15 protein-coding genes are annotated in these 11,780 nt (G+C 75.4%); 2 read left to right on the forward strand and 13 right to left on the reverse strand.

The window, feature by feature from the left end; all coding sequences use genetic code 11:
- Window positions 1-62: 62 nt before the first annotated feature.
- The 10 genes from ABD323_RS24195 to ABD323_RS24240 form a co-directional block, all read right to left on the reverse strand.
- On the reverse strand, window positions 63-1,079 hold the full coding sequence (locus tag ABD323_RS24195; RefSeq protein ID WP_344444024.1) for a hypothetical protein: 1,017 nt from the start codon (window positions 1,077-1,079) through the stop codon (window positions 63-65).
- Window positions 1,080-1,165: 86 nt separating this feature from the next.
- Window positions 1,166-2,017: a YhjD/YihY/BrkB family envelope integrity protein gene (locus ABD323_RS24200; protein ID WP_344444025.1), complete on the reverse strand. Its 852-nt coding sequence runs from the start codon at window positions 2,015-2,017 to the stop codon at window positions 1,166-1,168.
- Window positions 2,018-2,103: 86 nt separating this feature from the next.
- Complete coding sequence (locus ABD323_RS24205) at window positions 2,104-2,493, reverse strand: SHOCT domain-containing protein (protein WP_344444026.1); 390 nt, start codon at window positions 2,491-2,493, stop codon at window positions 2,104-2,106.
- Window positions 2,494-2,721: 228 nt separating this feature from the next.
- Complete coding sequence (locus tag ABD323_RS24210) at window positions 2,722-3,345, reverse strand: glyoxalase (RefSeq protein WP_344444027.1); 624 nt, start codon at window positions 3,343-3,345, stop codon at window positions 2,722-2,724.
- A 5-nt stretch (window positions 3,346-3,350) separates the two neighbouring features.
- Window positions 3,351-3,815 carry a helix-turn-helix transcriptional regulator gene (locus ABD323_RS24215; RefSeq protein ID WP_344444028.1) on the reverse strand — a complete coding sequence of 155 codons (465 nt, stop codon included), beginning with the start codon at window positions 3,813-3,815 and terminating at the stop codon, window positions 3,351-3,353.
- A gap of 99 nt (window positions 3,816-3,914) precedes the next feature.
- Window positions 3,915-4,325, reverse strand: coding sequence for a VOC family protein (locus ABD323_RS24220; protein WP_344444029.1), 411 nt, complete (start codon window positions 4,323-4,325; stop codon window positions 3,915-3,917).
- A gap of 129 nt (window positions 4,326-4,454) precedes the next feature.
- The gene (locus tag ABD323_RS24225; protein ID WP_344444030.1) at window positions 4,455-5,120 is read right to left on the reverse strand and encodes an ATP-binding cassette domain-containing protein; all 666 of its coding nucleotides are present in this window, start codon (window positions 5,118-5,120) and stop codon (window positions 4,455-4,457) included.
- Complete coding sequence (locus tag ABD323_RS24230) at window positions 5,117-5,911, reverse strand: ABC transporter ATP-binding protein (protein WP_344444031.1); 795 nt, start codon at window positions 5,909-5,911, stop codon at window positions 5,117-5,119. Before ABD323_RS24230 ends, ABD323_RS24225 begins: the two co-directional genes overlap by 4 nt.
- Entirely contained in the window at window positions 5,908-7,767 is a 1,860-nt protein-coding gene (locus ABD323_RS24235) for an ABC transporter permease subunit (RefSeq protein ID WP_344444032.1), read from the reverse strand. The genes ABD323_RS24230 and ABD323_RS24235 overlap by 4 nt, the downstream gene beginning before the upstream one ends.
- On the reverse strand, window positions 7,764-8,282 hold the full coding sequence (locus ABD323_RS24240; RefSeq protein WP_344444033.1) for a hypothetical protein: 519 nt from the start codon (window positions 8,280-8,282) through the stop codon (window positions 7,764-7,766). The genes ABD323_RS24235 and ABD323_RS24240 overlap by 4 nt, the downstream gene beginning before the upstream one ends.
- Before the next feature lie 155 nt (window positions 8,283-8,437).
- Between ABD323_RS24240 and ABD323_RS24245 the strand changes: the two genes are divergently transcribed.
- Window positions 8,438-9,088, forward strand: coding sequence for an MTB12 C-terminal domain-containing protein (locus tag ABD323_RS24245; RefSeq protein WP_344444034.1), 651 nt, complete (start codon window positions 8,438-8,440; stop codon window positions 9,086-9,088).
- The gene (locus ABD323_RS24250) at window positions 9,085-10,440 is read left to right on the forward strand and encodes an ABC transporter substrate-binding protein (RefSeq protein WP_425556136.1); all 1,356 of its coding nucleotides are present in this window, start codon (window positions 9,085-9,087) and stop codon (window positions 10,438-10,440) included. Before ABD323_RS24245 ends, ABD323_RS24250 begins: the two co-directional genes overlap by 4 nt.
- Here ABD323_RS24250 and ABD323_RS24255 read toward each other — a convergent pair.
- From ABD323_RS24255 to ABD323_RS24265, 3 genes are all read right to left on the reverse strand, one after another.
- Complete coding sequence (locus tag ABD323_RS24255) at window positions 10,428-10,943, reverse strand: hypothetical protein (protein ID WP_344444036.1); 516 nt, start codon at window positions 10,941-10,943, stop codon at window positions 10,428-10,430. The two genes, ABD323_RS24250 and ABD323_RS24255, sit on opposite strands and share 13 nt — an antisense overlap.
- A 44-nt stretch (window positions 10,944-10,987) precedes the next feature.
- Window positions 10,988-11,479 (reverse strand): DUF2267 domain-containing protein, encoded by a 492-nt coding sequence (locus ABD323_RS24260; protein WP_344444037.1) that lies wholly within the window; start codon window positions 11,477-11,479, stop codon window positions 10,988-10,990.
- A partial coding sequence (locus ABD323_RS24265; RefSeq protein WP_344444038.1) for an STAS domain-containing protein occupies window positions 11,458-11,780 on the reverse strand: 323 nt, incomplete at its 5' end. The genes ABD323_RS24260 and ABD323_RS24265, both read right to left, overlap by 22 nt.

Genomic DNA, 11,780 nt, shown 5'->3' on the forward strand with positions numbered 1-11,780 from the left:
CGTCCAACCGAACTGGTACTGATGACCACCTCACACCTCCCGCACCCGACCGCCCGCCGCGCTCACCCGTCGCCGCCCACGTTCCCGCCCTCGTCCTCGTCCTCGTCCTCGTCCTCGTCCCCGTTCCCCCTCCCGCGCCGCCGCCGGGTCAGCACGACGGCGTACAGCCCCGAGACGCCGATCAGCAGCGCGGCCGCGCCCAGCAGGTGGCTGGTGGCGATCCGCACGTCGGCGACCAGCACCACCACCAGCACCCCCAGGATGAGCACGGCGGCGACCGCCGCGCGCAGGGTGACCAGCACGGCCCCCGGCCGCAGGGACCAGCGCCCGGCCACGGCGGGAGCCTCGGCCGCCCGGTCGCCGGCGCCCGAGGCGTAGTAGGCCGTGCTGCGTGCCGCCAAACGGGTGGTGGCCCGGCGGTACATCTCCGCGCTGGCCGGGATCCAGAGCAGCGGGACGGCGCACCCCAGGACCACCAGGACCACGACGCCGACCCAGACGGCCGCCTGCCGGAGGCGTCCGGTGGTCGGCTTGCCGGGGGTCAGCAGACCGATCAGGTAACTGAGGTGGCGCATCGTGGTCCACCAGCCGGCCGGAGCGGCCGACTCCCCGGCCGTCGACTCCCCAGCCGTGTCCGTGTCCGCCGAGCCTGTCGCCCCCGCCGCCCCCGCCGCCTCCGTGGCGACCGACGCGACCGTCGCCCCCGCCGCGTCGAGCAGCTCCCGGGCCGCCGGCGCCGAGGGGCTGACGCCCTGGAGCACCAGCAGGTCCGCCGCCAGCGCGTCGGGGTCGCGGTGCGGTTCGCTGAGCGCCGCCAGCTCCAGCACCATCCGCAGCTGCGCGGTCAGCGCGGCCACGAAGGCCGCCGGCCACAGCAGCATGAAGGGTCCGCCCAGGAACGCCCCTTCGAGGACCGAGGCGTTGATCCCGTGCGCCGTCACCCGCTCCCGCACCTGCGCCGGGTCGAGGTCCCGATGCCCGGTCCGCACCCGCGCCGCGGCCGCCTTGGCCCCTGGCCACAGCAGGCGCACCGCCTGGACGGCCATCGTCTCCGGCAGGTGCTGCGGGTCCGACCTCACCGTGCGCAGCAGCGTCCGTGCCGCGGCCCGCCGCCGCTGCCCCCGCGCCGCTCCCCGCCGCCGCGCCGCCGCTCCCCGACGGAGCCTCACGGCGGATCGTGCCGGGAGGAGAGCTGCTCGCGCGCGGAGTGCCAGCGCAGCCGCATCTGCCCGACCACCTCGGCCCACTGGCGGCGGACCTCGTCGTCGGCCGGCCGCTGCCCGCGCCCGATCCGGTCCAGCTCGTCGCGGACCTCCCGGCCGAGCGCCGCCGATCCGACCAGGACCAGCATCACGCCGAAGAGCGCCGAGATCATCGCGAAGACCGCGCCCACCGCGCCGTACCGGGTGGCGTAGGAGTCGAAGAGGTGCGGCAGGTAGACGCCCGCGCCCACCGAGTAGAGCGCCGCCAGCACGGCGCCGACGACCCCGAACGGGACCAGGTCGCGCCAGGCGATCCGGTACGCGGAGAGCACCCGGCCGCTGGCGACCAGGAAGACCGCGGTCAGCGGCGCCTCGCAGAGCGTGGCCGCCAGCCCCAGCCGCCCGTCCTCCAGCAGCACCTGCAGCCAGCCACTGAGCCCCAGGTAGAGGCTCAGGCCCAGCACCCACCGCAGGCCGTTGAGCGTGTTGCGCATGCTGAGCGGTTTGAGCTCCCAGGTCTGCTCGAAGAGCCGCTGCGTCGCCCGGGTGAAGCTCAACAACGAGATCATCAGGAACACCGTCCCGAGGATGCCCAGCCGGGTGTCGGCCCCCGGGGAGAACAGCTCCTTGACCGCGTCGGCCCCGCCCCCGGACAGGCCGTAGCGGTGGATGATCCGGTCCGCGAGGTCCTGGTGGCCGGTGCGGGTCAGCAGGGTGCTGCCGAGGAGCGCGAGCGGGACCAGCGCGGTCAGGGCACTGGAGGCCAGCGCCATCGAGCGGTCGAAGCCGACGATCCGCTGGAAGCGGCTGACCACGCGGAGGGCGAAGGACGGCCGCAGCCAGAACGTCAGCGTCCTGGTGAGGCGCTCGCGACCGACGCCCGCGGTCCCGTCGCGGCGGCTCAGCCCAGCACCTTGGCCTTCGCGCTGCGGTACTCCTCCTCGGTGAGGGCCCCCTTGTCCTTCAGGTCCGCGAGCTTGGCCAGCTGGTCGGCGTGGTCGGCCGGGGTGGTGGCCGCGGTGTCCCTGATGTAGGCCTTGACCTCCTCCTCGTGCTGCTGGACCAGCTTGGCCTCGCGCCGGGTCATCCCGGAACCGCGGGCGATCAGGTAGATCAGCACGCCGAGGAAGGGCAGCACGATGACGAGGAAGAGCCAGCAGGCCTTGCCCCAGCCGCCGAGGTCGTCACTGCGGAAGACGTCACTGATGATCTTGAACAGCAGCATGATCCAGACGATCCACAGGAAGAACCACAGCATCGTCCAGAAGATGTCCAGCAGCGGGTAGTTCATGGCCGGCCTCCGATGCGACGGGACGGCATCCGGTGGCACCGCCGTAGCGGTGCCACCGGTCCGGGCGCCCGCGGCCCGCCGCGAACCGGCGGTCGGTGACGCCTGTGTGCTCGTCCACACCTGTGGTTCCGGTTTACCACCGATGTCCGGCCGCTGCCCGAGCGCGCCGGGTGCGGCGCCGCCGTCCGGACGCGTCGCCGCGGGCCCTGTCACCCGCCCGTCTCCCGGTCAGGACGTGGCGGCCGGCGCGGCGCCCTCCCAGGCGAACCCGTCCGGGTCGGTGAAGGATCCGGCATCGCCGCCGATCACCAGCCGGTGCGATCCGGTGCCGTCGACGGGCACGCCGACCTCCTTGGCCAGGGCCCGGCGGCCGTACAGCGCGAGCTTGACGGGGCTCGACCCGGTGGCGAACTCGACGTACTTGCTGCCGAAGCTCTTCGCCACCGTCAGCCCCTGGTCGACGTAGAACCGCTTGCTCGCGGTCACGTCCGAGGAACCCAGCAGGAGCACCAGGTCGTCGATCTGCAGGGGGGCCGGCCCGGTGTCCTTCTTCTGGGAGGTGGCGACCTTCCAGATCGTCCCGTCCGGGGCCTGGACGACGCCGCCGTAGCCCCAGAACGACTTGGCGGTGGGCTTCAGCGCCGTGGCCCCGGCGTCGAGGGCGGCGCCGATGAAGCCGTTGACCACGGCGGGCTGGGAGACCGTGAGCGAGACCGCGAATCCGCGGAAGCCGGTCGTCGGCTCCTGCGAGGCCCGCAGGGCCACCCGGTCGCCCAGACCGAAGGCGGAGTAGAAGGAGTCGGCGGCCGCGAGGTCGGCCACCTCAAGGGTGAGGGATCCGGTGGAAGTCATGACAGTCACGCTAGTTGGGGCTCGGTGGCCGGTGCTTCTCGATTCCTGACCGGTCTGCTCACCTGCTTCGCGACGCACGAGGGCATCCCCGCCGCGGCCACCGCCGTGCGGCGCTGGTAGGTGCCGGGCGGCATGCCGACCAGCTCGGTGAAGCGGGTGCTGAAGGTGCCCGGTGACGAGCAGCCGACCGCGAAGCAGACCTCGGTGACGCTCAGGTCGCCCCGGCGCAGCAGCGCCATCGCGCGCTCGATGCGACGGGTCATCAGATAGACGTACGGCGCCTGGCCGTAGGCCAGCCGGAACTGGCGGCTGAGGTGCCCGGCCGACATGTTCGCGCCGCGGGCGAGCGCCTCGACGTTCAGCGGCCGGGCGTACTCCCGGTCGATCCGGTCGCGCACGCGGCGCAGCCGGATGAGGTCGTCGCGGCGCTGCGCCGCGGCGAGCGCGCGCCCCCAGGCGGGGTGACACATGACAGGACTCCCTTCGTCGACGCCGCGAGCCCCGGGGCCCGGTGGCGCGGTGGGCGGAGCGGTGCAGGGGGGAGGTGCGTGGCGGTGCGCTCGGAGCGTTCAGCGCAGCTCCTGGATGCGGACCAGGTTGCCCGCGGGGTCGCGGAAGGCGCAGTCGCGGATGCCGTACGGCTGCTCGGTCGGCTCCTGGACGACCTCGGCGTCGCCCGACTGCAGCTTCTCGAAGGTGCCGTCGAGGTCCCGGGTGGCCAGCAGGATCCAGCCGTAGGTGCCCTTGGCCATCATCTCGAGGATGGTGCGCTGCTCCTCCTTGGTGATCCCGGGGTCGGCGGCCGGCGGTGCCAGCAGGATGGACGTGTCGGGCTGGCCGACCGGGCCCACCGTGATCCAGCGCATCGATCCCTGACCGACGTCGCTGCGGACCTCGAAGCCGAGGGCGTCACGGTAGAAGGCCAGCGCGGCCTCCGGGTCGTCCTGCGGCAGGACACTGGTGCGAATGGTGATATCCATGGCTCCCACGGTAGTTGCCGCCCGGCGGTGGACGCTTCTCGATTCCTGATCGGCCCAGGTCACCGGGTGGGTCAGCGGCGCCCGGGCGGTGCGGAGAGCCGCGTGACGACGCCCGCGGCGCCGCGCGTCTCAGCTCCGGCGCAGCTCGCCCGCCTCGCCGAGCCAGACCAGCCGGCCGCGCTCCAGGACGTGCACCAGGGCGTCGTCCGGTGCCCACGGCGGCAGGGTGCGGGCGGTCAGCAGGACGGCGTGGCCGGCCAGCGCGCGATCGGTGAGCAGCCGGCGCAGTCGGGCCACCACGCCGGGGGCCAGGCCGCGTTCGGGTTCGTCGAGCAGCAGCAGCGCGGGGTCGGCCAGCAGCGCCCGGGCCAGGGCGATCAACTGCTGCTGGCCGCCCGAGAGTTCGGTGCACCGGCGACCGAACAGCGGTGTCAGCTCCGGGAATCGGTCCGCCGCCCTTTCGGGCGGGCCGGACAGGCCGAGCGTCTCGGCCACCGTCAGGGTCGCGAAGACCGCGCGCCGGGCCGGGACCAGCACCACCCCCAGCGCGGCCCGGCGGTGCGCGGCCAGCGAGGTGACGTCCCGTCCGGCCACCAGGACGCGGCCCTGGTGGGGGCGGACCAGCCCGGCCAGGGTCGCCAGCACGGTGGAGCGCCCGGATCCGTTGCGGCCGACCAGGAAGCCGATCCGTCCCCGCGGGCAGCGCACGTCCACCCCGTGCAGCAGTTCGACCCGTCCATGGCGGACCCGGACGCCGCGCAGGTCGGCGGCCAGAGCGCCGGTCGCGGCGCTCACCACAGCCGCCGGACCCGCTGGTCGGACAGGACCCGCTCGATCGGACCGGCGGTGACCACCCGGCCGCCGTCCAGCACGTAGGCGAGTTCGGCGAGCCGGGAGACCAGCCCGAGGTCGTGCTCCACCAGCAGTACGCCCGCCCCCTCGCGGGCCACCAGGGCCAGCACCCGGGCCACCCAGGCGACCTGGCCCGCGTCGAGGCCGACCGACACCTCGTCCACCAGCAGCACGCGCGGGGAGCCGGCCAGCGCCCTTGCCAACTCGACCAGCCGCAGCACCCCGAGCGGCAGGTCGCCCGCCGGTCGGGCGGCCAGCGGGGTCAGGCCCAGCAGGTGCAGCGAACCGGCCACCCGCTGTCGGACGGCGACCGCCGCCGGCACCGCGGCCCCCGGCACCGCGTCGCCCCCCGGCGGGCCGCCGCCCGCCATCGTGCCGCCCGCCCCGGTCGGCCGCGGCTGCTCGGCACCGACCTGGACGTTCTCCGCCACCGTCAACTCGGGGAAGACGGCCACCTGCTGGAAGGTCCGCGCCACGCCCAGCCGGGCCCGCCGGTGGCACGGTGCCCGGGTGATGTCGCGCTCGTCGAGGAGGATCCGTCCGCCGTCGGGCCGGGCCAGTCCGCTGAGGCAGTCGAGCAGCACGCTCTTGCCCGCGCCGTTGGGGCCGACCAGTGCGGTGACCCGCCCGGGGCGGACCGCCAGATCCACGCCGTCCACCACCGCCACCCCGCCCAGCCGCCGCAGCACCCCGCGCCCGGCCAGCAGCCCAGGGCCGGTCCGGCCGCCGTTCACCCCGACACCGCCCGCCGTGCCCAGCCGGCGAGCCCGCCGGGCAGCCGGCCCGCTGCCGCCGCGAGCGCGCCCACCACGACGGCCGACATCCCCGGCACGGTCGCCGCGTCCAGCCCCACCAGGGCGAACGCCGCCAGCACCGCGCCCACCGCGCTGTCCACCCCGGCCACCACCACGGCCGCGAACCAGAGCAGCCCCTGCACCGGGTCGAAGACCGAGGCGTCGAACGCCTCGCCGCCCAGCGCGAGCAGCACCCCGCCCGCGCCCGCCAGGCCCGCGCCCAGGCCGAAGACCAGCAGCTTGACCCGGGGCACCGCCACCCCCGCCGCCCAGGCGCCCGCCTCGTGGTCGCGCATCGCCACCAACTCCCGGCCCAGCCGTCCCCGTCGCACCGCCGTGACCACCAGCGCGCCCACCGCGAGCACGGCCAACTCGGCGGCGTAGAAGGCGTGGTCGCCGCGGAGGAAGGCCGGCCGCAGGATCGTGAGGCCGGCTGTCGCGTAGGGCTGCTCGAAGACGAAGCGGCTCAGCCCGACCGCCAGCGCGAAGGTCACCAGGGCCAGCACCAGGCCGCGCCGGTGCACCACCGGGTGGCCGATCAGCAGCCCGGCCGCCGCCAGCCCGAGCACGGTGACCACCAGCGCCGCGCCGGCCGGAATCCGTCCCGAGGCGAGCAGCGCGGCGGCGAGCGCGCCCAGGCCCGCGAACGCGCCCTGGCCCAGCGAGACCAGCCCGCCGCCGCCGGTCACCAGCACCACCGAGAGCAGGATCAGCGCGAGTGCGGGCACCGTCAGCACGGCCCGCACCCCGCCCGCCCGCAGCGCCAGCGGGGTGAGCAGCGCGAGCGCGCAGGCGGCGGGCGCCCAGCCCCGGTTCCCCCCGCCGCGCGGCCGCCCTCGCGGCGACAACCGCAGCTGCGGCAGCCCGCCACCGCCCAGCAGCCCCTGCTCCGCGAAGCCCTCGACGAAGCCCCACGGCACCAGGGCGGCCACCAGCAGCGCCACGGCGAAGAGGTTGGACTGCACGGCGTCCACCAGCGGCCCCAGCGTGCCCGCCGGATGCAGCCAGGTGAGTTCGGACTGGCCGATGCCCAGCGCGAGCCCGACGGCCACCGCGATCGGCAGGCTGCGCAGCCGGGCCGCCACCGCGACCGCGAGCGTCTCCATCACCAGCAGCGGCAGTCCGTACGGGTCGAGCAGCACCAGCGGCGCCAGCAGTACGCCCACCAGCCCGGCCGTGAAGGAGCCGAAGGCCCAGCCGGCGGCCGCCACCCGTCCGGCGTTCACCCCGGCCAGCTCGGCCAGGGTCGGATCGGCGGAGACCGCCCTGGCCCGCACCCCGAAGCCGGTCCACCGCCCGACCGCCCAGAGCGCCACCGCGATCACCAGCACGCAGCCGAGCTGGGCCACCGCGTCCACCCGCAGCAGGTGGCCGCCCGGCAGGGTGACGGTCCGTGCCGGGACCAGCGCCGGCACGTCGGCCAGCGGCGCGGTGCCCCAGACCGCCGCGACCGCGCCGATCAGCAGCACCAGGACGCCGACGCAGGCCACGACCAGCTCGCCGATCGCCGCCTGACGCCGTTGGAGCGGTCCGAAGACGGCCAGTTGGAGCAGCACGCCGAGCCCGGGGGCCACGACCAGCAGGCAGAGCACCGCGCCCCAGCCCACCGGCCAGCCGCGCACCACCACCAGTTCGCGCAGCAGGTAGGCGATGAAGACGGCGATGCCGCCCTGCGCCAGGTTGAGCACCCCGGTCAGCTGATAGCAGACCACCAGCCCGACCCCGCTGAGCGCGGCCGCGGCGCCCACGGCCACGCCCGCCAGCGCGAAGTCGATCGCCAGCCCGGGGTCGGTCATCGGAGCGGACCCTCGGGGGGCAGCACGTCCGGCTCGCAGATGGGGCACGGTGCCAAGCCACGGTCGCGGACCCCCGCGCCGTCGAGCGCGAAGGCCTGCGGCTTGCCCGCCACCATGGGGCAGCCGGGGCGGTGGCAGAGGGTGCCGCCGGGTACCGCGACCAGGCCGCCGCCCGGCACGGCCGCCTCGCCCGCGGTCTGCGACGGCCGCCAGTCGACCGCGGTCGACTCCTCGCCAGGAGCGCTGGTGTCCGGCTCGCCCGGGCCCGGCGCCGCGGTGACCCCGGCGCCCCCGTCCGGGGTGCGCAGCGCCGCCCAGACCACGCCCGCCACGATCAGCGCGGCACCCGGCGCGGTGGCGGAGGCGAGGTAGGGGAGCTGGCGGGCGGTCAGTCGCTCGCCCGAGACGGCGTACCAGCCGAGCACGCACATCGCCGCACCGAGCAGGGCCAGCAGCCAGCCGAACGCTGCGCCGGCGAGCGGCCGGGTGCGGTCCGGGCGCCCCGAGCCGTCCATCGCGATCCTCTCCGCCGCCCCGCCGGGGGGCCGGCGCCCCGCCGGCCGCGCCGACGCGCTCGCCCGCCCGTCGTGTTGGGGGCGTTCGGCCGGTCGGCCTTCATAGTGTCACCTGCGTCACACCCGGTCGCAGCGCGAGAGCAGACGGAGAAACCATGCGCACCCTGCCCCACGACCGGCCGGCCGACCCGGCGCAGTGCCCGTCCGCGGAGCCGCGACCTCACCCGTCCGGCCGCCCGGCGGGCCTTCGGACGGTGGTCGCCGTGCTCGGGGTCCTGCTGCTGGTGGCCTCCTGTTCGAGCAGCAAGAGCAGCGGCTCCGGCACCCCCACCCCGGCGGCGAGCAGCCCGTCGGCGGCGCCGTCGGGGTCCGCGTCCTCCTCGCCGTCGGCGGCCACCGGCGCGGCCTCGGCGACGTCGACCGGCAGCGCCCCGGCCGACGTGGCCGCCGCCACGACGCAGGTCACCCAGAACTGGCAGAACTTCTTCTCCCCGGCCACGCCGATCGACGCCAAGACCGCGCTGTTGCAGCACGGCGCCCAACTCCAGCCGCTGCTCCAGGCCTTCGCCGCCGACCCGCGGATCTCGCAGATCAGCGCGCAGGTGACGAACGTCCAGTTCACCTCCGACACCACCGCGATCGTCACCTACGACCTCTCCCTGCAGGGCCAGGTGGTGCAGCCCGCCGCGGCCGGCCAGGCGGTGCTGGAGGACGGCACCTGGAAGGTCTCGCAGGCCACGCTCTGCGGGCTGGTCGCCCAGAGCGGCAACACCGCGGCCAGCGCGGTGCCCGGGTGCAGCAGCTGATCGCCGCACCGACCGGCAGGGTGGCCGCCGTGCTGGCGGCCGCCCTGCTCGTGGTCTGCGGCTCGCTGTCCGGCTGCGGCACGCGGCTGCCGGAGAGCGACTTCGCCGGGCCCGCTCCGACGGTCACCACCGGCAATCCGGCCAGCGACACCGGGGTGACGGCCGGTCAGATCAAGATCGGCATCGTGACCTCGCTGACCAGCCCGCTCGGCACCGAGGTGCTCGCCGGGCCCCGGTACGGCGCGTTGGCGTTCTTCCGGGCACTGAACGCCTCCGGTGGCCTGCACGGGCGGACGGTGCAGGTGGTGACCTGTGACGACTCCGGGAGCGGGCTCGGCAACCAGGAGTGCGTGCACAAGCTGATCGACCAGGACCAGGTCTTCGCCTTCGCCGCGGGCAGCGTGCTCGACTACGCCGGGGCCCCGTACGTCAACAGCAGGTCGGTTCCGGACGTGGGCAGCCAACCGCTGGGCACCCCGTACGAGCAGTACCCGCGCCTGTACGGGATCTACAGCAGCAACGCCCCGCGCGACGGGCGCTCGGTCGGCTGGGACGGCACGCTCTTCCTCAGCACCGAGGTCTACCGGTTCTTCCAGGAGCGGCTGGGCGTGCGGCGGGCCGCGGTGGTCGCCTACAACCAGGCCCAGTCGCTGAGTTACGCGCACCAGATCGAGCTGGGTCTGACGGCCGAGGGCTACCACGTGCTGACCCGGACGGTGGACCTGGCGCTGCCCGCCTTCGCCGCGGTGGCCACCGCGATGGCCGCCGACGGCACCCAGATCGTCTTCGACGCGATGGACACCCGTGGCAACTCCGGGCTCTGTCAGGCACTTGACGCGGCGGGCGTGCGACTGACCGCCAAGGTGACCAACGTGCAGAACTGGAGCCAGACGGCCGGGCGCGACTACGCGGCGGCGCCCGGCTGCCGCAACGTCCTGTGGGCCACCTCGTCCAGTCGCAACTACGCGGACACCCGCTACCCGGCCGTCCAGCAGTTCCGCGGCGCCATGGCCCGTTTCTATCCGGAGCGCGAACCGTTGCTTTCGGCCTGGGAGTTGGAGGGCTGGGCGGGCGCTCAGTGGCTGACCGACGCGATGGACTCGTGCGGAGCGGCGCTGACCCGGGCCTGCGTGGAGCGCTTCATGAACCGGGCCCGGCCCTATGACGCGCACGGACTGCTGCTCCCCGCCGACTTCGTCCGCGAGCCGCGCCCCAGCGGCCCGACCCGCGCCTGCCTGAACGTGGCCCGCTGGCAGGACGACACCCCGGCGGGCGGCCCCGGCTGGGTCACCCAGGTGCCCGACATGGACACCAACTGCTTCGACGTGCCGCAGCTGCCCTACCAGCCCTGACCGGACCAGGCACCCGCGGGCGCGCCCAGCGGTCGGCCGTCGGGCGGTAGCGCGACCGGGCCCTGGACCCCGTCCGGTCCGGCCGGCCGCAGGCCCGGATCCGCAGCGGGGACGGGGTCGGGGCCGTCGGTGGCAGCGGCCACCGCCGGGCTCAGTGCCTTCCGCAGGGCGGCCACCGTCGGTTCCGGATACTCGCAGGTGGCGCTGACGCGGGCGAAGGGCGAGGGCCGGTGCAGGTCGACGCAGACCACGCCGCGCCGCTTCGGCCGCACGGCGGCGAAGTCCCGGCCGCGCGGATGCCGCCAGATCCCCAGCCACAGCGTGCCGGGGATCACCACACCGCTCTCCCGCACGCCCCTAAGGGCTCGCCACGCGTCGGGCTGGACGGCGACCCTGTCCACGGCGGCCAGCGGCACCCGGATGTCCGCCTGCCGCGCCGCGGCCTTCTCCCAGCGGGCCAGCCGGACGACCAGTTCGTCGCCGTCGATCGTCAACTTCGCCATCGTTCGTCCTTCCCGTCCTGTCCGGTGCCGCGCACGGGGGCGCCCTACCCGGCCTCCCCGCCCGGGCCCCCGCCGGTGCTCGTGCCCGTGCCCCCGCCCGGGAACCGGCGGGTGCTGACGGAATCGGCCGGCTCGGTCCCGATGACCGCGGTCGGGTCGGTGAACAGCAGGGCGAACCCGGGCGGCAGTTGGAGCAGGACGCGGTCCGTCAGCTCGGGCCCCGCGGCGTCCGCCACGGCGCTGAGGACCGCTGCCGCGTCCCGGTGGACGGACTCCGGCCCGGCGCCCTCGATCCACGGGACCGCGGCCCGCAGGAACTGCTCGGGGTTCAGCGGCTCGCCGGGCAGCGGAGCGAGCAGGGCCCGTGCGTACGGCTGGGGGAGGTGGGTGGCGAGTTCGGCGCGCTGTCGATCCGGGTAGCCGGCGCGCGCACGAACGGTGTCGAGGAACGCTTCGCGGCGGGTGGTGGTCACTGTCGTCTCTCTGCTGTCGGGTCCCGTGCTGCGGGACGGGTTCAGACGAGCTGCCGGTCGCAATCGGCGCGCACGGCGGGAACGTCGGCCTTCGCGTCCACGCCGCTCCCGGCGTCCTGCACGCTGGTGTGGACGGGCAGCAACCGGTCGAGGTCGGTCAGCCCCAGCACCCGCGTCACGGGTCCCGGTGCGATGGCCAGGCGCAGTCGCCGGCCGTGCCGCACGGCGGTGGTGCAGGCCTCGACGAGGCAGGCGGCGCACTGCGTGGCGATGGCGGCACGAAGGGCCGGGGGAGGGGGAGCCCTTCGCGCCGCGGCCCGGCCCGGGATCGGCGCTGCCGGGGCCGGCGAACGCCGGCCCCCGG

This window comes from Kitasatospora nipponensis (assembly GCF_039528135.1).
In the GTDB taxonomy this organism is placed as follows: Bacteria; Actinomycetota; Actinomycetes; order Streptomycetales; family Streptomycetaceae; genus Kitasatospora; species Kitasatospora nipponensis.

Excerpts from the sequence above, each read along its gene's own strand:
- ABD323_RS24205 (WP_344444026.1), bottom strand. The coding sequence starts at position 2,493 with ATGAACTACCCGCTGCTGGACATCTTCTGGACGATGCTGTGGTTCTTC.
- ABD323_RS24210 (WP_344444027.1), bottom strand. The coding sequence starts at position 3,345 with ATGACTTCCACCGGATCCCTCACCCTTGAGGTGGCCGACCTCGCGGCC.
- ABD323_RS24215 (WP_344444028.1), bottom strand. The coding sequence starts at position 3,815 with ATGTGTCACCCCGCCTGGGGGCGCGCGCTCGCCGCGGCGCAGCGCCGC.
- ABD323_RS24220 (WP_344444029.1), bottom strand. The coding sequence starts at position 4,325 with ATGGATATCACCATTCGCACCAGTGTCCTGCCGCAGGACGACCCGGAG.
- ABD323_RS24235 (WP_344444032.1), bottom strand. The coding sequence starts at position 7,767 with ATGACCGACCCCGGGCTGGCGATCGACTTCGCGCTGGCGGGCGTGGCC.
- ABD323_RS24240 (WP_344444033.1), bottom strand. The coding sequence starts at position 8,282 with ATGGACGGCTCGGGGCGCCCGGACCGCACCCGGCCGCTCGCCGGCGCA.
- ABD323_RS24245 (WP_344444034.1), top strand. The coding sequence starts at position 8,438 with ATGCGCACCCTGCCCCACGACCGGCCGGCCGACCCGGCGCAGTGCCCG.
- ABD323_RS24255 (WP_344444036.1), bottom strand. The coding sequence starts at position 10,943 with ATGGCGAAGTTGACGATCGACGGCGACGAACTGGTCGTCCGGCTGGCC.